The 21,381-nt window shown below is 42.3% G+C and carries 22 protein-coding genes; 1 reads left to right on the forward strand and 21 read right to left on the reverse strand.

Annotated elements, in window-relative coordinates; all coding sequences use genetic code 11:
• Nucleotides 1-141: 141 nt before the first annotated feature.
• The 5 genes from D8863_RS04040 to miaA are packed head-to-tail and all read right to left on the reverse strand — an operon-like array spanning nt 142 to nt 4,593.
• The gene (locus D8863_RS04040) at nt 142-897 is read right to left on the reverse strand and encodes an SDR family NAD(P)-dependent oxidoreductase (protein ID WP_125441153.1); all 756 of its coding nucleotides are present in this window, start codon (nt 895-897) and stop codon (nt 142-144) included.
• A 20-nt stretch (nt 898-917) separates the two neighbouring features.
• Nucleotides 918-1,847, reverse strand: a complete 930-nt coding sequence (gene rnz / locus D8863_RS04045) for a ribonuclease Z (RefSeq protein WP_125441154.1) — start codon at nt 1,845-1,847, stop codon at nt 918-920.
• Between the two features lie 14 nt (nt 1,848-1,861).
• Nucleotides 1,862-2,485: a cystathionine beta-lyase gene (locus D8863_RS04050; protein ID WP_125441155.1), complete on the reverse strand. Its 624-nt coding sequence runs from the start codon at nt 2,483-2,485 to the stop codon at nt 1,862-1,864.
• Entirely contained in the window at nt 2,478-3,716 is a 1,239-nt protein-coding gene (hflX, locus tag D8863_RS04055) for a GTPase HflX (RefSeq protein ID WP_125441156.1), read from the reverse strand. The genes D8863_RS04050 and hflX overlap by 8 nt, the downstream gene beginning before the upstream one ends.
• Entirely contained in the window at nt 3,709-4,593 is an 885-nt protein-coding gene (gene miaA, locus D8863_RS04060; RefSeq protein ID WP_125441157.1) for a tRNA (adenosine(37)-N6)-dimethylallyltransferase MiaA, read from the reverse strand. The genes hflX and miaA overlap by 8 nt, the downstream gene beginning before the upstream one ends.
• 120 nt (nt 4,594-4,713) lie before the next feature.
• On the opposite strand from miaA, the gene D8863_RS04065 reads away from it, so the two are divergent.
• Nucleotides 4,714-4,884, forward strand: a complete 171-nt coding sequence (locus D8863_RS04065; protein WP_001051782.1) for a DUF3042 family protein — start codon at nt 4,714-4,716, stop codon at nt 4,882-4,884.
• A 42-nt stretch (nt 4,885-4,926) separates the two neighbouring features.
• Here D8863_RS04065 and D8863_RS04070 read toward each other — a convergent pair whose 3' ends face one another.
• The 16 genes from D8863_RS04070 to D8863_RS04145 form a co-directional block, all read right to left on the reverse strand.
• On the reverse strand, nt 4,927-5,766 hold the full coding sequence (locus tag D8863_RS04070; protein ID WP_125441158.1) for a thymidylate synthase: 840 nt from the start codon (nt 5,764-5,766) through the stop codon (nt 4,927-4,929).
• 98 nt (nt 5,767-5,864) lie between these two features.
• Nucleotides 5,865-6,824: an ROK family glucokinase gene (locus D8863_RS04075; protein WP_000078548.1), complete on the reverse strand. Its 960-nt coding sequence runs from the start codon at nt 6,822-6,824 to the stop codon at nt 5,865-5,867.
• A gap of 103 nt (nt 6,825-6,927) precedes the next feature.
• Nucleotides 6,928-8,973 carry an Ltp family lipoprotein gene (locus D8863_RS04080; protein ID WP_125441159.1) on the reverse strand — a complete coding sequence of 682 codons (2,046 nt, stop codon included), beginning with the start codon at nt 8,971-8,973 and terminating at the stop codon, nt 6,928-6,930.
• Between the two features lie 120 nt (nt 8,974-9,093).
• Nucleotides 9,094-10,809 carry an aminodeoxychorismate synthase component I gene (pabB, locus tag D8863_RS04085; RefSeq protein WP_125441160.1) on the reverse strand — a complete coding sequence of 572 codons (1,716 nt, stop codon included), beginning with the start codon at nt 10,807-10,809 and terminating at the stop codon, nt 9,094-9,096.
• A 261-nt stretch (nt 10,810-11,070) separates the two neighbouring features.
• Nucleotides 11,071-11,634, reverse strand: coding sequence for a TIGR01440 family protein (locus D8863_RS04090; protein WP_185761443.1), 564 nt, complete (start codon nt 11,632-11,634; stop codon nt 11,071-11,073).
• 109 nt (nt 11,635-11,743) lie between these two features.
• Complete coding sequence (locus D8863_RS04095; protein ID WP_125441162.1) at nt 11,744-13,435, reverse strand: cache domain-containing sensor histidine kinase; 1,692 nt, start codon at nt 13,433-13,435, stop codon at nt 11,744-11,746.
• On the reverse strand, nt 13,432-14,169 hold the full coding sequence (locus tag D8863_RS04100; RefSeq protein WP_125441163.1) for a response regulator transcription factor: 738 nt from the start codon (nt 14,167-14,169) through the stop codon (nt 13,432-13,434). The genes D8863_RS04095 and D8863_RS04100 overlap by 4 nt, the downstream gene beginning before the upstream one ends.
• A gap of 70 nt (nt 14,170-14,239) precedes the next feature.
• On the reverse strand, nt 14,240-15,352 hold the full coding sequence (gene msrB, locus D8863_RS04105; protein WP_125441164.1) for a peptide-methionine (R)-S-oxide reductase MsrB: 1,113 nt from the start codon (nt 15,350-15,352) through the stop codon (nt 14,240-14,242).
• Between the two features lie 9 nt (nt 15,353-15,361).
• Nucleotides 15,362-15,925: a redoxin family protein gene (locus D8863_RS04110; RefSeq protein ID WP_125441165.1), complete on the reverse strand. Its 564-nt coding sequence runs from the start codon at nt 15,923-15,925 to the stop codon at nt 15,362-15,364.
• A 13-nt stretch (nt 15,926-15,938) separates the two neighbouring features.
• Nucleotides 15,939-16,649 carry a thiol-disulfide oxidoreductase-associated membrane protein CcdA2 gene (gene ccdA2 / locus D8863_RS04115; protein WP_125441166.1) on the reverse strand — a complete coding sequence of 237 codons (711 nt, stop codon included), beginning with the start codon at nt 16,647-16,649 and terminating at the stop codon, nt 15,939-15,941.
• 163 nt (nt 16,650-16,812) lie between these two features.
• Nucleotides 16,813-17,364, reverse strand: a complete 552-nt coding sequence (locus D8863_RS04120; RefSeq protein ID WP_125441167.1) for a GNAT family N-acetyltransferase — start codon at nt 17,362-17,364, stop codon at nt 16,813-16,815.
• 249 nt (nt 17,365-17,613) lie between these two features.
• The gene (gene nadE / locus D8863_RS04125; protein ID WP_125441168.1) at nt 17,614-18,438 is read right to left on the reverse strand and encodes an NAD(+) synthase; all 825 of its coding nucleotides are present in this window, start codon (nt 18,436-18,438) and stop codon (nt 17,614-17,616) included.
• Nucleotides 18,435-19,895, reverse strand: coding sequence for a nicotinate phosphoribosyltransferase (locus tag D8863_RS04130; protein WP_125441169.1), 1,461 nt, complete (start codon nt 19,893-19,895; stop codon nt 18,435-18,437). Before D8863_RS04130 ends, nadE begins: the two co-directional genes overlap by 4 nt.
• Before the next feature lie 116 nt (nt 19,896-20,011).
• The gene (locus tag D8863_RS04135; RefSeq protein ID WP_125441170.1) at nt 20,012-20,500 is read right to left on the reverse strand and encodes a DUF6773 family protein; all 489 of its coding nucleotides are present in this window, start codon (nt 20,498-20,500) and stop codon (nt 20,012-20,014) included.
• Nucleotides 20,490-20,699: a helix-turn-helix transcriptional regulator gene (locus D8863_RS04140; protein WP_001107502.1), complete on the reverse strand. Its 210-nt coding sequence runs from the start codon at nt 20,697-20,699 to the stop codon at nt 20,490-20,492. The genes D8863_RS04135 and D8863_RS04140 overlap by 11 nt, the downstream gene beginning before the upstream one ends.
• 197 nt (nt 20,700-20,896) lie before the next feature.
• Nucleotides 20,897-21,307, reverse strand: a complete 411-nt coding sequence (locus D8863_RS04145; protein ID WP_000558479.1) for a GNAT family N-acetyltransferase — start codon at nt 21,305-21,307, stop codon at nt 20,897-20,899.
• Nucleotides 21,308-21,381: the final 74 nt, after the last annotated feature.

The raw sequence follows: 21,381 nt of genomic DNA on the forward strand, positions 1-21,381 counted from the left end.
CAAAAAATCATATTTTTGATTGTTTTTTCTAAAATTTGTAGAAGATTCGAAAAAAGTGAATGTAGATTTAGAACAAAAACAAACAAATTTTTGAAACTCAGTTCAATATTATAAAAAAGTTCCTTTTGTAAGGAACTCCTTTTACTTATAATTAAAGATTCCCCCTGCCAACTTATCGGCTAACTTGGGAAAGAGGGTATAAAACTTATAGGCTAGGTTCAACAAAACTGGGAGGTTGAGTTCCCGTTTGTTTTTTCCTATGGTTTTGACAATCTTTCTAGCGACTGCTTCTGGTTCTAAGAGAAAGCGGTCAACCGACTTGAGGTAGGTCCCATCTGGGTCAGCCTGGTCAAAAAAGGCAGTACGAATCGGTCCTGGATTAACCGTCGTTAGATAGACACCATAGGGCATCAGTTCGAGGCGCAGAGCGTTTGAAAACCCAATAGCCGCAAACTTGGTCGCTGAGTAAAGACTGGACCTACTAGTCGCTATCAAACCTGCCATACTGACGATATTGATGATATGCCCTTTTCCCCTCTCCTTCATACGAGTTCCAAGACGACGAGACAGATTCATCAGGGCAAAGGTATTAACCTCAAACATCTGGTGAATATCTTGATCAGAAATCTGGTCGAAATCTTCAAAAATTCCATATCCAGCATTGTTAATCAAGACATCAATCTTGCCATAACGGAGATAGAGGTCAGCTACCAGAGCTTCTAAGGCTGAGTCATCAGTAATGTCGATTTCAATCCATTCCACATGAGGATGATTTCCGTAGAGTTGGGCTAATTTTTCCTTATTTCTACCTAGTAAGATGAGTTGGTCATTTGGTAAGAGTTTGACCATTTCTTGGGCTAAGCCACCGCTTGCTCCGGTAATCAGAATAGTACGCATACTTATCCTTTCTCAATCTTCTAAATTTCCACCTCTTCCAAGTCTTTAACCACATGGACATTTTCAAAAACAGTGGCCGCATCTTTCTTGAGCTGGCTGATATCTTTTGAAAGGAAGCGGGCGCTGATATGATTGAGCAAGAGGCGTTTAGCACCGGCTTCTGCTGCTACTTGTGCTGCCTGCATATTGGTTGAGTGACCGTGGTTGCGGGCAATTTTTTCATCTCCTTTGCCATAAGTCGACTCGTGAACCAAGACATCGGCATTGACAGCTAGACGCACACTGGCATTGGTTTTTCGGGTATCACCCAGAATGGTGATAATCTTACCTGGACGTGGCGCTGAGATATAGTCAGCAGCTTTGATTTCAGTTCCGTCTTCTAGAACAACGTCCTGACCGTTTTTGATTTTTCCAAAGAGCGGTCCAAATGGCACACCCGCAGCTTTGAGTTTTTCAGCATCCAAGGTACCTTCTAAGTCCTTTTGCATGACACGATAGCCAACACAGAAAATAGTGTGGTCCAGCTCCTCTGCATACACAGTGAATTTATCGGTCTCAAGGATTTTTCCTAGAGAATCTTGGTCAAACTCATGAAAATGCATGCGGTAAGGCAGACGAGAACCTGACACACGTAGACTGGTTAAGACAAATGACTTGATCCCTTGTGGTCCATAAATGTCCAAATCTGTCTGCTCTTCATTGGCCTGAAAGGCACGGCTAGAAAGAAATCCTGGCAAGCCAAAAATGTGATCTCCATGCAGGTGAGTAATAAAGATTTTGCTGACCTTACGTGGTCGGATTGTGGTTTCCAGAATGCGATTTTGCGTTCCTTCTCCACAGTCAAAGAGCCAGACTTCGTTAATCTCGTCCAAGAGTTTCAATGCGAGACTTGAAACGTTGCGGGCTTTGGAGGGCTGACCAGCCCCCGTTCCTAAAAATTGAATATCCATTCGATACTTTCTAATTAATCAATATATAACATGGCTGTGCGATTTTCCGATCGGAAATAGCGCTTGCCAGAAAAAGCAACAGCTTCTTGCAGTAAATCCTCTTGACTGTAGCCTTTGAGACGCTTGCGACCATCTGCTAAACTTTCCAAATCAGTCAAAGCTGTGAGACTTTTTACGCTAACAACTTCTTCGTCTCCGGCATCCTTCATGTAAATCTTTCCAGACTCTTCAAAGACGAGTTGATGAGGGAAAATTTGCGCAATTTCAAAGAGCAAGTCAGCTGTGATTACTTCCTCAGCTTCTGAGAAAATCCGCCCCAGTCCCTCACTCTCATAGCAAAATCCAAAAGATTTACCCGACAGGTTCAGACGAATAAAAGGCTTATTTTCAAAGGTGAAACTTGGCTCAGCATTGTAGAGATTCAGTTCCTGACTGAGTTCTGCAAAGTAATCTGTCGCAGCTTCAGGACTCTTTTTCTGGTAGAGTTCAGCAAAGTAAGCATTCACTACGCTGGGGGGAGGTGTGATGAGAGCCAACTGCTCTTGCTCTGTTTTGCCAGCTAGAAGTTGATCTAGATAGACCTTGTCCAGACTTGTATAACCTCCATACTTTAGAGCCAACGTTTTAATATCAGTCATAAAATTCCTCTAACCTCCATTTATTTTTCTCGGAAATATAGCCTGTAATCACTTCTCCATCATCTTGGTAGTCACGATTTTCAAGAATCGCCACACTTTCCAAATCATGAATCTTGTAGGATTTTGAAAAAGGCACGCGCAGGGTAAAGGGTTCGAAAATATCCTTGATTTTCTCTAAAAACAATGCTTGCAAGTTCTCACGACTATCCTCAGACTTGGCAGAAATGAGGGCATAAGGTGTTTGAGTAGGCGTGAAATCCTCCACCAAATCCGCTTTGTTATAAAGAGTCAAGCGAGGAATATCCTCCATGTCCAAGTCTTTCATGATGGACAGGACTGTTTTCTCATGCTCCTCGTGATAAGGATTGCTTGCATCGATGACATGAATCAGAAGATCCACATGCTTGCTTTCTTCCAAGGTTGATTTGAAACTGGACACCAATTCTGTCGGCAAATCTTGGATAAAGCCAACCGTATCAGTCAAGGTAACCTGAAGATTGCCCCCAAGATGGATACTCTTCGTTGTCGCATCCAGAGTCGCAAATAGCTCGTCTGCTTCATACTGGGTCTTACTGGTCAAGGTGTTCATGATGGTTGATTTCCCAGCATTGGTGTAACCAATCAAACCGATTTTAAAGGTACTTGACTCCAGACGTTTTTCTCTGACTGTCGCTCGATTTTTCTCAACCACCTTGAGCTGTCTTTCGATATCCGTAATTTGGTTTCGAACACTACGACGATTCAGTTCCAGCTGGCTTTCCCCTGGACCACGGGAACCAATTCCACCTGCCTGGCGGCTGAGCATAATCCCCTGACCAACCAAGCGAGGCAATAGATATTTGAGCTGGGCCAAATGCACTTGAAGTTTCCCTTCGTGGCTACGAGCCCGCATGGCAAAGATATCCAAAATCAACTGCATACGGTCAATCACCTTGACACCCAGAACTTCTTCTAGATTGACATTTTGCCGTGGAGTTAAGCGGTTATTGACAATGACTGTGGTAATTTCTTCTGCATCAACCATCCGCGCAATCTCTTCCAACTTACCAGAGCCGACAAAGGTCTTGGAGTCATACTTTTCCCGTTTTTGCCTGTAGCTATCTACAACGACTGCCCCAGCTGTCTTAGCCAGACTGGCCAATTCTTCCATAGAGAGGTCAAAATTGTCCATGTCCTGTAATTCCACACCGACAAGCAGGACACGTTCCTCTTTTTTCTCCGTTTCAATCATTTAAAAACTCCTCTATCTGGCTAAAAATACGTTCCTGCACACCAGACTCTCCAATCTGATAAAAGGTGACCTGCATGCGATTACGGAACCAGGTCAACTGACGCTTGGCAAAACGACGAGTCGCCTGCTTGAGACTCTCGCTCGCTTCCTCAAGAGTTTGCTCCCCACGGAAATAAGGAAAGAGTTCCTTGTAACCAATGCCTTTAGCTGCCTGCACATCTGGATAATGGTCAAAGAGCCACTTGGCCTCATCCAAAAGCCCAGCCTCAAACATCAGATCCACACGATGGTTAATCCGTTCATAAAGCTGACTGCGTTCATCATCCAAGCAGATAATCAAAGGTTCATAAGGACTTTCCTGATTTTCCAAATCCTGACCAAAATGGACAATTTCCAAGGCACGCATGGCACGACGACGGTTAAACTGGGGAATTTCAAGACCTGCTTGCTCCACAAGATGGGCTAATTCCTCATCTGAATAAGGCTCCAAACTAGCCCGATAAGCTACAATCTCCTCATGAGGTGTTTCCCCACCTAGATGGTATCCTTCCAGCAAGCTCTGGATATAAAGTCCAGTTCCACCAGCGATAATAGCAAGCTTGCCACGGCTTTGAATATCCTCAATAGCCTTCTTAGCTTCTGAAACAAAATCAAAAGCCGAGTAAGACTCGGTCACCTCTCTGACATCAATCAAATGATGAGGAGCAGCTGCTTGCTCCTCTGAGCTAGCCTTGGCCGTCCCAATATCCAACCCTCTGTATACTTGCTGACTGTCACCACTGACCACCTCTCCACCAAAGCGCTTGGCCACTTCAATAGCAAGGGCTGTCTTCCCAACAGCAGTCGGTCCAACAATCACAATTATTTTTGTTTTCATCTTTTTTCCTTGAAAAATTTCCATTTTTTCGTTACTATTATTATATCACAAAAAGGTCAGTCAGAAAAATGCTACCACTTGAGGAGCCTGACTGATCGGGAAGATAAAGGAGGAAGACTCATGGCTAAAGGATTCGCTAAAGGTCTTGTAACAGGTGTCGCAGGAACTGTCGCTGCCGTTGCAGGTGCAGTATACGCAATTAAAAAGAAAGTGATTGAGCCAGAAGAGCAAAAAGCAGCTTTCATCGAAGAAAACCGCAAAAAAGCAGCTCGCCGCCGCGTATCACATTAAGCAACAAAAGAAGTTGAGAAATCTCAACTTCTTTTTATTTTCTTAAATAGCCAAATCAAACTTCAGTTGTGGCTTGACTGGATCATAGTCAACTAACTCAAAGTCCTCCGCTCTGATATCAAAGAAATTGGTCCCATCAGGAACATTTAAAACCAAGCGTGGTTGGCAGTTTGACGGCTCACGGCGGAGCAATTCCTGAGCTTGTTCAAACTGATTATCATAGATATGAAGGTTGTTGATAAAATAGAAAAACTTCCCAACCTTCCAGCCAAAATGCTTGGCAATCATCATTTGAAGAGCCACATACTGCATGGCATTGATATGATGGGCCACCAGCATATCATTAGAGCGCTGGGTCAAGGTCGCATCCAGATAGATGTCCCCATCAACCCGACGGACATCAAACATGGTCTGAAAGGCGCATGGAAGAAGACCATCTGTCTCCTCGAAAGCTTGGTAGTCCCAGAGTGAGATGATATTGCGGCGGTTCCAAGGATTGGCTTCCAACTGTTTAAGTATCTTATTGATAATGTCGTGTTTCTTAACGACCGCCCCATAGCGTTCACCGATGGTTCCCGTATCCCCCACTTCCCAGTCATTCCAGTAGTGAACATTGTACTTGTTATTGAGCACTTCTAGGCTATTAGACTGATCTTGGTAAATCCAAAGGACTTCCTTGATGGCAGATTTGATCGCAATGGGACGCAAGGTTGTGATGGGAAATTCCCCCTTAGCCAAGTCATACTCGGCAAAGGCACCCGTTACGTACTTGGAGTTGGCTACGGTCCCATCCTTATACTTGGGACGTGCCTGCTCAGAAAAGACACCATCTTTGAGGATTCGTTCAATATTTTCTTTAAAAATCGTATCAGCTTTTGTCATTTACTCTCACCTCATTTATTGTCCTAACTAGTATAGCATAAAAAAAGAAAGGAGGAAAATCACTGGCTTTAAAGTAGTGTTTTTCTCCTTTTATGATCTTATTGCAATACAAGTGATGCTGCTCCGATAACTCCAGCGTCATTTCCTAGAGTTGCGAGAGCTAATTTAGTTGATGTGCGTACTTGTGGGAAGGTATTTTCATCATAAACCTTTTGCACGCCTTGGAGAAGGAATTCTCCCGCAGCTGACACCCCACCACCGATAACAATCGTTGATGGGTTGAGGATGGAGCCGATGTTGGCACACGCGATTCCCAAGTAACGTGAGAAGTTACGGTAAACGATCAAGGCAAGGTCGTCCCCTTCTTTTGCAAGGTCGAAGACAGTTTTAGCAGTTACTTCTTCTCCGTCGTCAATCAAGCGTTTCAAGGCTGCATCGCCTTCGTATTCATCTGCATAGCGACGAGTCAAGTTGACAATCCCTGTTGCAGAAGCAACTGTCTCAAGACAGCCTTTTTTACCACAGGTACATGCGATTGGTTGGTCAAAGTCAACAGTGATGTGGCCAAGCTCACCAGCAGCACCAGCAACACCGTGAAGCAATTTGCCTTCTGCCACGATACCACCACCAACACCAGTACCAAGTGTCATAAAGACAACATCCGGTTGGTTGTCACCAGCACCCATCCAGCGCTCACCAAGAGCAGCTACGTTAGCATCATTATCAATGAAGAATGGAATCCCCAAGGCTTTTTCAATCTTTTCTTTGATTGGTTGAAGGGTTTTCCAGTTGAGGTTGTAGGCACCGATAACAGTTCCTTTTTCACGGTCAACCACACCAGGTGATCCCATCCCAATCCCTCGGAAATCCGTAGCTGACAATCCAAGCAAGTCCAAACGATGCTGAATAGACTCAATCATATCATCTACAATGTGGCTTCCTTCGTCCAAAATGTTGGTCTTGATAGACCATTTTTCTTGGATTTCTCCTTCTTGAGTTAAAATCGCAAACTTGATAGATGTTCCACCAAGGTCAATCCCAATAATCTTTTGACTCATCGTCTTCTCCTTTTTAATTGAAAATGCTTACAGATATAGTATAACAGAATCGTCTGTTTTGTGCAAAGGTTTGCGTAGCAAAATTACATATAACAATCAATAACTATTTATCCCCTAGTTTTTGAATGGCATAGTTTGCTTCTTCTTTTGTAAATTTTCCAATCCTAGGAGAAGTTAGCCTGTTATAAATTTCTATTTTTGATAAATTGCTGTATTTTCGGTATTCTCTTGCTTGAATTAAGGCATTTGATTTGTAATCTGCATTCAAGTGATCGATGGCATACTGCGCTGCTGAACTTGAAAAACCATGCGTAACTCGTGACGTTAATTGGTCATAGAGATCTTTTTTTGACATATGTGAAGACGAATTATAGCTTTTCGCTTCAATTAAAGCAGCATTGTACTGGTCCCCACCTGCTGGTTTTGGTTGCCAGACACCATCGTATCCTACATAGTAACGGCCACCATCTACCCATTTGTCCTTAGCCATTTTACCGTCTGATTCAACATAATAACGGCCACCATCTACCCATTCATTCTTGGCCACCTTACCATCTGATTTATAATAATAGTATCCTACCCATTTATTGCGAGCAGAGCTTCCTTCAGGTGTTAAATCTAGTTTTTGAATGGCATAGTTTGCTTCTTCTTTTGTAAATTTTCCAATCCTAGGAGAAGTTAGCCTGTTATAAATTTCTGTTTTTGATAAATTGCTGTATTTTCGGTATTCTCTTGCTTGAATTAAGGCATTTGATTTGTAATCTGCATTCAAGTGATCGATGGCATACTGCGCTACTGAACTTGAAAAACCATGTGTAACTTGTGACGTTAATTGGTCATAGAGATCTTTTTTTGACATATGTGAAGACGAATTATAGCTTTTCGCTTCAATTAAAGCAGCATTGTACTGGTTCCCACCTGCTGGTTTTGGTTGCCAGACACCATCGTATCCTACATAGTAACGGCCACCATCTACCCATTTGTCCCTAGCCATTTTACCATCTGATTCAACATAATAACGGCCACCATCTACCCATTCATTCTTGGCCATCTTACCGTCTGATTTAAGATAGTAATTTCCTATCCATTTGTTGCGAGCGTAGCTGCCTTCTGCTGTTAGATAATAATAGGAATCATAGTTTTTATCATAAATCCAATCACTTTTAACCATCTTTCCATCAGAATCAACATAATAACGACCACCATCTACCCATTCATTTTTGGCCATCTTACCATCTGATTTTAGATAGTAATTACCTACCCATTTGTTGCGAGCGTAGCTTCCTTCTGCTGTTAGATAATAATAGGATCCATAGTTTTTGTCATAAATCCACTCAGCTTTAGCCATCTTACCATCTGATTTAAGATAGTAATTGCCTACCCATGTGTTGCGAGCGTAGCTACCTTCTCCTGTTAAATAATAGTATGACCCATAGTTATTGTCATAAAACCATTCATTTTTAGCTCTTTTCCCGTCTGATTTAAGATAGTAATTACCTACCCATGCGTTTCGAGCGTAGCTACCTTCTGCGGTTAGATAATAATATGAACCATAGTTTTTATCATAAATCCATTCACTCTTAGCCATTTTACCATCTGATTTAAGATAGTAATTGCCTACCCAAGCATTTTGGACATAGTTTCCCGAAGCATTTAGATAGAAATAAGAATTAGCTTTTTTATCAAAAATCCACTTATTAGTAACTTTAGTACCATTTTCATAGTACGATGAGCCTACCCAACCAGACTGAGCTGTAGATTTGGACTTATCCTCTTTAGGACTTGTATTTTTAGGTTTCTCAGCAGGTTTTTGAGCTGGTGTTTTCGGTTTCTCAGCAGGTTTTTGTGCTGGTGTTTTTGGTTTCTCAGCAGGTTTTTGTGCTGGTGTTTTCGGTTTCTCAGCAGAATTTTGCGCTGGTGTTTTTGGTTTCTCAGCAGGATTTTGCGCTGGTGTTTTTGATTTCTCAGCTTGATTTGACGCCGAAGTTGTATTCTCTTTTACAACCTTACCATTTTTAGATGCATCCTTTTCTTGAGCAGAAACATGCTGAGCCGAAAAAGGAAAGTCTCCAGTTGTATCTGATAATGCAATAAGTCCCAGTGTTGCAGTTGCTAAGCTGGTTACTAAAATTTTTTTTGATTTTTTCATAAAAATCTCCATTATTTTTATTGATTTATACTTATTAGTATACCATATTTTTAATTTTGCTTTCAAATCAAATATTAAATATTAACAAATAAATCTAAAAATTAATTAAAAAATTTATAATTATATCACTTCCAACTCATACAAGCCTCTGACCGCGTTACAGCCATAGACAGCTTCTGCTTGGTCCAAGTCTGCCAAAGTCAAGACTTTTTCTTCTACTCGTCCTCTTTCTAGCAAATGTTGACGGTAGATTCCTGGCAAAATTCCTTGACTGGTAGGTGGTGTGTATAGTTTTCCAGCGATTTTCAGAACTAGATTCCCGATAGACGTTTCCAATAGCTCTCCTGCTGCATTATGGTAAATGATTTCTTGTTTATCTAGATTTAAATGCGGTCTATGAGTGGTTTTAAAGTAGGTAAAGGATTGATTCAAATCTGCTTCTTGCAGGAAGAGTTTAGCTTTGCAGAAGCTTGGACTGAGGGGTGTTAAGATTTGGCGACTGAGTTCTATCTCTCCAGATTTACTGAGGATGATTCGCAAAAGGTAGTCCTGGTGGGAATCGCTGGTCTGACACTCTTTCTCTATCTTTTGTCTCAGGTCTTCCGGATCAAAAAGATAGGCAAAATAACGGCTCGCCTTTGTCAGTCTTTCCAGATGTTGATCTTCAAACAGCAGTTGTTTTTTGCTGATTTTCCCAGTTGTAATCAACTGGAAACGTGCTTGTTTACGATAGAGAACAGCCGCCTTTTGATGAACCTCTCGGTATTCAGATTCCCAAGTACTATCCCAAGTAATCCCTCCGCCAACTCCATAAATGGCTTTCCCTTGATGCAGTTGAATAGTCCGAATGGCGACATTGAAAATCCGTCGTCCATTTGGAAGCAAGAGACCAATCGTTCCGCAGTAGACTCCGCGTGGTTGGGGCTCCAAGTCCTTGATGATTTCCATGGTCGCAATTTTCGGTGCTCCCGTTATGGAACCACATGGAAAGAGCGAACGGAAGATTTCAACTAGGTCCACATCCGGTCGCAACTGACTCTTGATGGTAGAAGTCATCTGCCAAACGGTCGAATACTGCTCCACCTGACACAGACGCTCCACGTGCTCACTCCCCACCTCAGAAATACGGTTCATATCGTTGCGCAAGAGGTCCACAATCATCATATTTTCAGAGCGATTTTTAGGATCCTGTTCTAGCCAGCTAGCTTGGGCAAGGTCTTCTTGATCAGTCACTCCCCGCTGGGTTGTTCCCTTCATTGGACGAGTCGTTAATTCCCGGTCATTTTGCTCAAAAAAGAGCTCTGGGCTCATGGAAATCACTGCCATCTCGTCATGTTCTACATAAGCATTGTAGCCCGCCTCCTGCTCGACCACCATACGATTGTAGATGGCAAAAGGATTGGCGTTTAAGTCTTGCTTGAGTTGGACGGTGTAGTTGACCTGGTAGGTGTCCCCTTGACGCAAATGATGGTGAATCTGGGTAATAGCCTTTTCATAGTTTTCTGCAGATGTTTCTTCCTGCCACTTTGAAGGCAAATCTACTTCCTCATAAGTCAGAGGAATAGGCGATGTTTCTACCCTATCATGAACTGTAAAATATAGCAGATACTCTCCCAGTAAAGGAGCTTTATGAACTGCTAATTTCTCCTCAAATGCAGGTGCAGCCTCGTAACTGACGTAGCCCACCACATAGTAGCCCTGCTCTTGGTAGCTTTCCACTTGTGCCAGCAAGTCCGCTACTTCTGATAAGTCTCTCGTTTTTAACTCTTTGATTGGCTGGGTAAAAGTGTATCTCTCCCCCAAAGCCCTAAAATCAATCACTGTTTTTCTATGCATATCTTAAGTATAGCACAAAAAAGCCGACCTAGAACAGCTAAATCCAGCTTTATTTACTGATTTCTATAACGAAAAAAATCTCTACGTTGCTTTTTTCTACTTTTGGCAATTCTCCATCAGATAGCACCCCTTCTTCTTGTAAAAACTGGTCTTATTGGAGCACTTTACACAAAATTCAACAAAAGAGAACAGAGGAAGTAATGGTATAAATACCATTACTTCCTCTGTCTTTTACTTTTCTTCTTTTACTACAGAATAATTTCACGACTTTCTGATAGAATCTTGTGGATACTGCGCACGCGCACCTCCGATTAGTTTGGGACGACTTGCAAGAGCCGTTACATGGGCATGCCCAATTTCTCTCAAAAGAGGGCGAATCGGAACCTGAACATGCTTAACATGCATGCCAATCGCAGTATCTCCGATATCCAACCCAGCATGGGCCTTGATAAATTCGACCTCAACTGGATCCTGCATAAACTTGAAGGCTGCCAACTGACCCGAACCTCCTGCATGAAGAGTCGGAAGGACGCTGACGATTTCCAGACCAAACTGCTCTGCCAGCTGACGTTCAACGACGAGGGCTCGATTGACATGTTCACAACCTTGAACAGCTAGATGAATTCCTTTTTCCTCTAGGATATCTAGGATGGTCTTCACAATGATTTCTCCAATTTCTTGACTGGATTCCTTACCAATCTGACCACCTATCACTTCACTAGAAGAAAGGCCCAAAACAAAGATAGATCCTTGCTTCAAATTGGCCTTTTCCAACACATCTTCTACAATCTGGCTTGTTTCTCTTTGAATGTCTTTTTCCTTCATACTTGATACCTCTTTTGTCATTATCTATCATATCGTTTTTTACTGATTTTATCAAGGCCAACTAATCATTCTGAATTTTAAAAGCAAAACTCCCAGAATAGAGTGGGAGTTAGCTAATTGCTATTTTATTAATGTATATTTCTACTGTCGTCCCTTTTTCGGGTGCAGAATTGATCTTCATCTGGTAATTGTCTCCAAAATGAAGTTTGAGTCGTTGGTTGACATTTTGAAGGCCAACTCCCCCACGTTTGAGCTGACTTTGACTGCTATCACCAGGATTCTGGAAGCCAACACCATCATCCTCAATGCGGATGACAAGCCCTGTATTCTTTTTCTGAACAGAAACTTTAATATGGCCCTGACCTTCCTTCTCCTTAATACCATGGTAAAGAGCATTTTCTACAAGAGGTTGCAACACCAACTTGGGTAAGACTAGGTTACCAAAAGCAGGATCTTCATCAATCTCATACTCCAGCTTATCACCATAGCGTTGTTTCTGGATAAAGAGGTACTGGCGGACATGATTGATTTCATCAGAAAGAGAAATCAAATCCTTTCCTTGATTGAGCGCCAAGCGGAAATAGGTTGCCAAGGACTTGGTCACCTGAACCACTCGCTGACTATCCTGAAATTCAGCCATCCAGATGATAGTGTCCAAAGTATTATAGAGGAAATGGGGGTTAATCTGGCTCGACAGTGCTTGAAGTTCATACTGCCGGGTTGCTTCTTCCTGCCTGCGCACATCTGCCATCAACTGATCAATCTGATTCAACATGGCATTGAACTGGCGAGTCACTTCTCTCAGTTCATAGGCGCCAGCCTCCTTAGCACGAAGATTTTGTGTACCAGAAGCAATTTCCAGCATGGTTTCTCTTAGGTCCTTCAAAGGAGCAATCCAGCGTTTGAGACTGAACCACACCAAGCAGAGACAGACAAGAAGAGATAAGGCACTAGCAGCAAGCAAGGTCCACATGAGTTGACTCCGAACCTGGTCTAACTTCTCCAACGAAGACACGCCTATAACCGTCCAATCAGTTCCTACAATCTGTTCCTGACTAACGTAGGATTGATGGTCCAGCGTATAGCCCTGCCCCGTCTCAATGTAGGGTTTCATGGCCTCCATTTCACTTGCTGAGCTATAGACAGTACGTTTAGGATGGTAGACAAATTCATGGTTTTCATTGATGATAAAGGCAAAGCCCTGCTGGCCCAACTGGAGTTGGTTGAGATAGGCTTCCAGAGTTTCATAGGAAATATCCAAACGAAGTACGCCAAGATTGGCTCCCTTTGTATCAACAAGTTCCTGAGTAACAGAAATGACCCACTGACTATCTAATTTACGAGCCGGGGTCAAAACTGGCTTAGCTCCCTGATGAATGGCCTTTTGATACCAATCCTCAGCCATCATATCAGAGGAGGTTTTCATCTGCACACTATCATCTGTAGAAATAACCTGACCGGATTTGGTGACCAGTACCACCGTTTTCAAGTCCTGGTCTGCCTTTAAGATGGTCGAAAACAGATCTCGGATTTTCTTTACCTTGTCTTGACTGGGATTCTCAGCATAGGCTAGGACATCTGCCTGCTGGGTCAAACTGGTCGAGGTGGTTTCTAATTTTTTGATATAAGACTGAATAAAGTGGCTAGTTTGGCTAATGGTCGTTTGGCTATTGCCCTCAATAGTGGACTCAATGGCTGATGAACTAGATTGATAATAGAAAGTCCCAACCACAGCTAGGAGAATGAGAAAGACCAGAAAGATGGAAATAACCATTCTGACTAAAAGAGAAGAACGCTTCATCGGCCTTCCCCTTTCTTAAACTGACGAGGTGTCACACCTGCAATCTGTTTAAAACGTTGGGTAAAGTAGTTCATATCTTCAAAACCAACCTTTTCGGCTATCTCATAAATCTTTAAATCTGTGGTCAGAAGCAAGAGCTTGGCCTGTTTGACACGCTCTCTCACCAGATAATCCTGAAAAGGCAAGCCCAACTCTTTCTTAATTAAGGAACTCAGATAAGTCGGACTAAAACCTAGGTCACTGGCCAAAGACTTCAAACTAAACTGACTGTCAGCTAGATGGGACTGGATTTTCTGAGCAATATTTCCCTCAAACTTATCGGTTAATAAATCTTGTAACTGCTCTTCTTTTTCTTCCTTGTCTAGTTTTTGCTTGATTTTCCCCAACATTTCCTCAATATCCTGACGCGAAAAGGGCTTGAGCAGGTAGTCATCTACACCGAGTTTGACGGCAGACAAGGCATAATCAAAATCATCGTAACCTGTCAAAAAAACTAGGTGAACCTGAGGATAGGTTTCTCGGACCAGACTGGCCAACTGGATGCCATTTAGCTGAGGCATGTTGATATCGGTTAAAATGATATCTGGCACCTGCTTTTGAATCAAATCCCAAGCCTGTCTTCCATTTTCAGCCTGACCGATGATTTCCATATCGTAGGCTGCTACATTGACCAGCTTGCTCAAACCTTGTCTTACCAGATACTCATCTTCTACGATTAAGATTGTGTAGGTCATGCTCCGCTCCTTTACCACTTACTAGTATCAGTATAGCAAAATTCTCCTCTAACTGCTTAGGAAAGCCCTCTTAATCGACATAATCTAGTAAATAAGCGTAGCCTTTTTCTTCCATTTGATCTTTGGGAATAAAGCGGATAGAGAGACTATTGATACAGTAGCGCAAGCCACCCTTGTCCTGAGGCCCATCTGTAAAGACATGGCCAAGGTGAGAATCTCCAACTCGGCTTCTCACTTCCATGCGCGTCATATTGTAAGACTTATCTTCCTTGTAAGTGACAACATCTGGACTAATTGGTTGGGTGAAACTAGGCCAGCCACAACCAGACTCAAACTTGTCTTTTGATGAAAAGAGGGGTTCACCAGTTGCCACATCCACATAGATACCGGATTCAAATTTATCCCAATAGCGGTTTGAAAAAGCTCGTTCTGTTTGATTTTTCTGGGTAACTGCATACTCCTCAGGTGACAAGGTCTTCTTCAATTCCTCATCACTTGGTTTAGGATATTTGCTGGCATCGATGACGGGATAGGCAGCCTGATTGACATTGATATGACAGTAGCCATTTGGATTTTTCTTGAGGTAGTCTTGGTGATAGTCCTCAGCCACCACAAAATTCTTCAAGTTTTCCTTTTCAACTGCCAGAGGTTGGTCGTATTTCTTAGCCACCTCATCAAAGACTTGGTTGATTACTTCCAAATCCTTGTCATCTGTGTAATAAACACCGGTACGATACTGGGTCCCCACATCATTTCCTTGTTTATTTTTGCTGGTTGGATTGATAATGCGGAAGTAATGAAGCAGGATTTCCTTGAGGGAAATTTGATTAGCGTCGTAGGTGACATGGACAGTCTCTGCATGGCCTGTTTGATTAATCAATTCGTACTTGGTTGTTTCCCCTCTACCGTTTGCATAGCCTGAAACGGCATCGGTCACTCCAGGCACGCGTGAGAAGTATTCCTCCACTCCCCAGAAACATCCTCCAGCTAGATAAATTTCGTGCAAGTCTGCGTCTTTACTCACTTCTGTTTTTTTCACTGTTTTTCCTCCTTGGCTAACGGATGCTTTCTCAATTTGCGAGCTATCTGTCTGCCCTGTATTTCGCATCAATAGAAAATAGAAACCGGTTATGGCTAGAAGAATGACCCCTGCCAAGACAAAAAGTTTTACTTTATCATTCATAGCCTTTCTCTACCCCATTTCTTTCAATTCTTTTAAAATCATATCCTTATCCATAAAACCTGGTTGCGTTTTGACCAGCTTGCCTTCCTTGTCTATAAAGGCTTGAGTCGGATAAGAACGGACACCATAACTTTCCAAGAGTTTACCTGATGGATCAATTAAAACTGGAAAATTTTTATAATCTAAGCCCTTGTACCAGTTCTTAAATTCAGCTTCCGCTTGTTCTCCCTTGTGCCCAGGAGATACCACTGTCAAGACCACATAGTCATCACCAGCTTCTTTAGCGATTTCGTCCGTATCTGGAAGGCTAGCCAGACAGATGGAACACCAAGAAGCCCAGAATTTGAGATAGACTTTCTTGCCTTTGTAATTAGACAAACGATAAGTCTTACCATCTACACCTGTTAGTTCAAAATCGGCGACTTCCTGACCTTTAGTCGCAGTTTGTGAACTAACTTGTTCTGTTTTGGATTGCTCCTTCATAGTAGATTCATCTAACATGTTTTTAGCCGAACAGGCTGCCAAGAAACAAATTGAGCCTACTCCAAGGAGACATGTTTGCCATTTTTTCATTTCTTTTTCCTCTCTATTCAAATAATCTTGTCAAAATAGAAGCATTCCCCAAAAGCACCAACATTCCCATCACGATAATGAGGAAACCACCGACTTTTTTGAGGGTTCCGAGGTAAGGATGGAGTTTTCGGAAATGTTTCAAAACATAGCTGGAGGCAAGAGCTAGAACTAAAAATGGTAGCGCCAAACCCAGCGTGTAAACCAACATGAGACCAGCACCCTGCAAAGCTCCTGAACCACCTGAAGCCGCCAAGGCCAAAACAGACCCCAGAACCGGCCCTACACACGGCGTCCAAGCAAAACTAAAGGTTAACCCCAGTAAAAATGCCTGACTATAGCCGTTACCCTTTTGCCCTTGTCTCTTTAATTGTAGCCTTCTTTCCTTGTAGAGTCCCTGCAAATGTAAGACTTCCATCTGGTGCAAGCCCAAGAGAATGATAACCGCACCCGTCACATACTGAAACCAAGAAGCATACAGCAAATTGCCTAAAAAACCAGCTCCATAGCCCAGTAAGATAAAAACGAAGGAAATCCCCGCTATAAAAGCCATAGTTCGCAATAGACTAACAACTGAGATTGAAAATTTTCCGCTGGAAGCCTGAGCACCATCTTTGTCATCAAGTAAAACCCCTGCATAGACTGGCAACAAGGGTAAAATACAAGGAGAAAAGAAGGAAAGAATTCCAGCAAGAAAAACACTGATAAAAAAGATTGCATTGTCCATTGCCTTCCTCCATTCTTTGATTTGATAGGTCTATTATATCCCCAAAACTCCAGAAAAAACAGGGACAATGATAGGGAAAAATAGGAATTTAATCAGTTTATTTAGAAATCTGGCACAAAAAAAGCCAGACAAGGTCTGACTTTGATAGAAACAGAAAAGAAAATCACCTATCTTCCCTGCTTATCTGGTAATAAATAAGGTCCGCAACGTAGTCTTTTCTCTCCACACCATTGGCAATGGTTTTTAGATAAGACATTCCCGCTTTTTCCATCACACGGCCTGAAGCTGGGTTGACACTAGCATATCGAGCTCTTGCCTTTTGAAAACCTGCTTGAGTAAAACAAAAGTCTAACACAGCTTTCAAGGCCTCCGTCATCATACCACGGCCCCAAAAGTTTTTTCCTAAAACATACCCAATTTCACAACTTGAATCAGTCTCATTCATCTCAACGATGCTGATATCTCCTATCACATGCTCAGGGTTTTCTTTGAGACAAATGGCCCATTTGTAATAGTTGGGATTAGTATAGGATGCAACCCAATTTCGAATCGAATTCCGAGTCACCTCAACATCAGGATGAGGATCCCAGGTGACATAGGTCAGATTCTCAGCAGACGAAGCCCAATTTTGAAACATGGCTTCCGCATCACTCTCCACAAATCTTCTCAAGATTAATCGGTCTGTCTGTAACATTTGCGTACCGATTGCTTTCATAATGTTACCTCGCTTTCTAAGCTTAAGGCTCAAGCTAAAAAGGTCCCCCGGACCTTCTTCGCTTTCTCATTTCCAGGCTCAGGGTAAAAAGACTATACTTAGTAACAGCTAGAAAACAAGTTTTTCATCTAGTTACTTGACGCAGTCGCTGTCTGGTTTGAAATGCGCTTTACAAAGCTTTTTCAAACCTAGTCATCGTTGCGGGGGTGAGACAACGAAATCGAACTCTTCGAGTTACCGATTTCTGTCTCACTCCCAAAAGTCATCAAAGACGGTAATTGGTAGGTGGCGTTTGTGTTGGCCTTTATGCCACCAGTTTTCAATAGTCGCTTGGGCTTCTGGACTGATGGTTTTACCTTCGAGGTAGTCATCAATTTCATTGTAAGTGACTCCGAGGGCTATTTCGTCAGCAAGTCCAGGTTTGTCTTCTTCTAGGTCTGCTGTTGGGATTTTTTCATAAAGGACTGGGTCTGCACCAAGTTCCTTCAAGAGTTGTTTTCCTTGGCGTTTATTGAGGCGATAAAGAGGAAGAATATCCGCACCACCGTCACCAAACTTGGTAAAAAAGCCTGTGATATTTTCCGCAGCATGGTCTGTTCCAATGACCGCTCCGCTATGGGCACCCGCAAGGGCATATTGGGCAATCATACGGCTACGCGCCTTGATATTTCCCTTGTTGAAGTCTGAAACAGGACTTCCTGTCGCTTCGACTGCAGCTGTCATGGCATCAGCTGATTCCTTGATATTCACAACCAAGCTGACATCTGGCTGGATGAAAGCAAGGGCTTTTTGAGCATCTGCTTCATCAGCTTGCACGCCATATGGCAGGCGGACAGCGAAAAATTGGTAGCTGTCATCTCCTGTCTCAGCTCGCATTTCTTCCATAGCTAATTGCGCCAAACGCCCTGCCAAGGTTGAATCCTGACCCCCAGAAATCCCTAGTACAAAGGTTTTAAGGAAGGGATGTTTTTTCAAGTATCTTTTTAAGAAGTCAATCGAACGACGAATTTCTTCCTGGGCATCAATCACTGGCTTGACACCCAGTTGCTGGATAATGGTCTCTTGCAAACTCATTCTTCTTCTCCTTCACCAAGGGCTTCCTTGCACATCTTATCAATCAAGTCCATCTTATCTTGCCAAATATCACGCGCCAAGTCCACTGGATAGTGTTGCGGATTAAGCACGCGCTTGTATTCATCCCATAGCTTGTCGAATTCCTTACGAGCATAGGCCTGAATCTCAGTCAAACTAGGCAAATCGTAAACTAATGTTCCTGCTTTGAAGATGTCCACCAAGAGAGGAACAGCATCAAAATTTCGAACGGTCTTCTTGATATAGGTATAAGTTGGATGGAACATTTTGATTTCTGTCATGCTGGCAACATCCACACCGTCATAGGTGATGTAGTCACCTTCTGACTTGCCTTTTTCACGACTAGTAATGCGCCATACTTGCTTCTTACCTGGGGTCGATACTTTTTCAGCATTGCTTGAAAGCTTGATGGTATTGCACATCTGACCATTCTCATCTTCGATAGCTACAATCTTATAAACCGCTCCAAGAGCTGGCTGGTCATAGGCTGTAATCAGCTTGGTTCCCACACCCCAGACATCAATCTTGGCGTGTTGCATCTTGAGGTTGAGGATAGTATTTTCATCAAGGTCATTAGAAGCATAGATCTTAGCCTCTGTAAAACCTGCCTCGTCCAGTTGCTGACGGACTTTCTTGGAAATGTAGGCTATATCCCCCGAGTCAATACGAACGCCTTTAAAATTAATCTTGTCTCCCAGTTCACGAGCAACCTGAATGGCAGCTGGCACACCGATGCGAAGCGTATCATATGTATCTACTAAAAAGACACAGTCACGATGGGTTGAAGCATAGGCCTTAAAGGCCTCATAGTCGTTTCCATAAACCTGTACCAAGGCATGGGCATGAGTACCCAAGACAGGAATGCCAAAGAGCTTCCCTGCTCGCACATTGCTAGTCCCGTTGGCTCCACCAATCACAGCTGCGCGTGTTCCCCAGATAGCTGCATCCATTTCTTGCGCACGACGTGTCCCGAATTCCATCAAAGGCTCATCTTCAATGACTGAACGAATACGTGCTGCCTTTGTCGCTATCAAGGTTTGAAAGTTAACGATGTTTAAGAGAGCCGTTTCGACCAATTGACATTGGGCTAGAGGTCCTTCAACCTGCACAACCGGCTCATTAGCAAAAACCAAGTCCCCTTCCTGAGCAGAACGAACCGTTAGTTCTAACTTGAGATTTCGTAGGTAATCCAAGAATTCTCCATGATACCCAAGCGTCTCCAAGTAGGCAATATCGCTATCTGAAAAGCGTAAGTCTTCAAGATAATGTACAATTCTTTCCAAACCAGCAAAAACTGCATAACCGTTATTAAACGGTTGCTGACGGAAATAAACTTCAAAGACCGCCTTCTTATTGTGAATTCCTTGGTCAAAGTAAACTTGCATCATGTTAATCTGGTACAAGTCCGTGTGCAATGTCAAACTATCATCTGGATACATCTGTTTTCCTTCTTCCTACTTTACAAAGGCATGAACGTATTCTGCCACTTTCACACCATCCGATAAATTAGTACTATTATAACACATTTTTTCAAGATTGATAAAAACTTAACAAGCTAATTCCCACTCTCCAGTTCATCCATATCTTGCTCAAACTTTTTTTGAGCCCATTCGCCATAATTTTTAAGGCCGAGATTGGCGATAAAAACCCAAGGAAGGTAAATCAGATAAGTAATGGCCCAAGCAGACAAGTATTTAACGTTCAAAGGGTTGTGCTGATAAATTTCTATGTTGAATTGATAATTCTGCAACATCAAGAGAGACGTAATAGCGAGAGTTACCAGCAAACACCCTATAATTGTAAAATGAAAACGACTATAGTAGGTCACTCCAAGTTGTCGTGCACGATTGAAAAAGAATAAAATTCCTAATAAAAGGGTAACCAGAAGAATATCAGGATTAAAAAGAGCAGGTGCTAATATTGCCACCAAATAACTTAGCAGAATGAGCCCGGTAAACACATGAAAAGACTCTGTCCCAGCTTTGTTAATCAGTTGTTCTTCTCTTTCGTCTAATAATTGATAATAAAAAAATCTATTTTTCATCTTCTTCCTCCCAAAATAATTGATCTAATGTTTTTCCTAAGCATCTGCAAATGGACTGACAGAGGGAGAGACTAGGATTATATTTCCCTGCTTCTATCAAGCCTATAGTCTGCCTAGTAACACCCACAGCTTCTGCCAAATCCCCTTGTGTTAAATCACGCTCTACCCGAGCTAATTTTAATTTTAAATTTTTAGCCACTAGCGTCCTCCTTCAAAATTTTAAAAAGTTGCGCCTCTTTTAAAAACATTATACCATATATCTAACTTAATGCAATATATAAATGTCATTTTGTAATATTTTATTAACAAAAAACTCTCTATCATCTTACATGATAAAGAGTATTCGTTCTTTTTTGATACTTAGCTAAGTTCCTCTCCAAAAGAAAGAAGTCTAGGTCACAAATCCTTTTGGTAATAAAATCTTTGCCCTGTGTAGGGATAGTCTTGCAAGGTAAAGACTTCCTTGTAGCCATGGCTTATATAAAAATCTGGCGCTTGAAACTGGTAAGTATTGACAAAAGCAAAACGACAGTTTCGTTTCTTAGCTTCACTTTCAGCTCGCTGCAATAGTTTCGAACCGATTCCTTGTCCCCGTAATTCCTCTTTCACAAACAAATATTCGATTTCCAGCCAATTTCCGAAAGTCTCAGCTACTAAGCCCGCCATGAGATTGCCCTTTTCGTCTTCGAGATAAAGATTCAGTGGCTCGCTCTCAACCTCTTCTCTTTTGGAACGATTATAAGCACGAATCAAATCCCCTATTTCTTGCGCTTTAAGCGATTCCTTATTTTCCAATCTAACGTGCATTCAAACCTCCTAATAAACTGCTACAACTTGATTATAGTCATATTTCAATAAACTGTCAAACTAGCAAAAACTCA

The sequence above is a fragment of the Streptococcus oralis genome (genome assembly GCF_003943825.1).
In the GTDB taxonomy this organism is placed as follows: domain Bacteria; phylum Bacillota; class Bacilli; order Lactobacillales; family Streptococcaceae; genus Streptococcus; species Streptococcus oralis_CD.

Excerpts from the sequence above, each read along its gene's own strand:
- D8863_RS04090 (WP_185761443.1), bottom strand. The coding sequence starts at position 11,634 with ATGAAGGAAAAAGACATTCAAAGAGAAACAAGCCAGATTGTAGAAGAT.
- rnz (WP_125441154.1), bottom strand. The coding sequence starts at position 1,847 with ATGGATATTCAATTTTTAGGAACGGGGGCTGGTCAGCCCTCCAAAGCC.
- D8863_RS04040 (WP_125441153.1), bottom strand. The coding sequence starts at position 897 with ATGCGTACTATTCTGATTACCGGAGCAAGCGGTGGCTTAGCCCAAGAA.
- D8863_RS04130 (WP_125441169.1), bottom strand. The coding sequence starts at position 19,895 with ATGTATCCAGATGATAGTTTGACATTGCACACGGACTTGTACCAGATT.
- D8863_RS04080 (WP_125441159.1), bottom strand. The coding sequence starts at position 8,973 with ATGAAAAAATCAAAAAAAATTTTAGTAACCAGCTTAGCAACTGCAACA.
- D8863_RS04095 (WP_125441162.1), bottom strand. The coding sequence starts at position 13,435 with ATGAAGCGTTCTTCTCTTTTAGTCAGAATGGTTATTTCCATCTTTCTG.
- D8863_RS04065 (WP_001051782.1), top strand. The coding sequence starts at position 4,714 with ATGGCTAAAGGATTCGCTAAAGGTCTTGTAACAGGTGTCGCAGGAACT.
- D8863_RS04110 (WP_125441165.1), bottom strand. The coding sequence starts at position 15,925 with ATGAAAAAATGGCAAACATGTCTCCTTGGAGTAGGCTCAATTTGTTTC.
- D8863_RS04135 (WP_125441170.1), bottom strand. The coding sequence starts at position 20,500 with ATGAAAAATAGATTTTTTTATTATCAATTATTAGACGAAAGAGAAGAA.
- D8863_RS04145 (WP_000558479.1), bottom strand. The coding sequence starts at position 21,307 with ATGCACGTTAGATTGGAAAATAAGGAATCGCTTAAAGCGCAAGAAATA.
- msrB (WP_125441164.1), bottom strand. The coding sequence starts at position 15,352 with ATGAATGATAAAGTAAAACTTTTTGTCTTGGCAGGGGTCATTCTTCTA.
- D8863_RS04050 (WP_125441155.1), bottom strand. The coding sequence starts at position 2,485 with ATGACTGATATTAAAACGTTGGCTCTAAAGTATGGAGGTTATACAAGT.
- D8863_RS04100 (WP_125441163.1), bottom strand. The coding sequence starts at position 14,169 with ATGACCTACACAATCTTAATCGTAGAAGATGAGTATCTGGTAAGACAA.
- pabB (WP_125441160.1), bottom strand. The coding sequence starts at position 10,809 with ATGCATAGAAAAACAGTGATTGATTTTAGGGCTTTGGGGGAGAGATAC.
- D8863_RS04120 (WP_125441167.1), bottom strand. The coding sequence starts at position 17,364 with ATGAAAGCAATCGGTACGCAAATGTTACAGACAGACCGATTAATCTTG.
- D8863_RS04075 (WP_000078548.1), bottom strand. The coding sequence starts at position 6,824 with ATGAGTCAAAAGATTATTGGGATTGACCTTGGTGGAACATCTATCAAG.
- D8863_RS04070 (WP_125441158.1), bottom strand. The coding sequence starts at position 5,766 with ATGACAAAAGCTGATACGATTTTTAAAGAAAATATTGAACGAATCCTC.
- hflX (WP_125441156.1), bottom strand. The coding sequence starts at position 3,716 with ATGATTGAAACGGAGAAAAAAGAGGAACGTGTCCTGCTTGTCGGTGTG.
- nadE (WP_125441168.1), bottom strand. The coding sequence starts at position 18,438 with ATGAGTTTGCAAGAGACCATTATCCAGCAACTGGGTGTCAAGCCAGTG.
- miaA (WP_125441157.1), bottom strand. The coding sequence starts at position 4,593 with ATGAAAACAAAAATAATTGTGATTGTTGGACCGACTGCTGTTGGGAAG.
- ccdA2 (WP_125441166.1), bottom strand. The coding sequence starts at position 16,649 with ATGGACAATGCAATCTTTTTTATCAGTGTTTTTCTTGCTGGAATTCTT.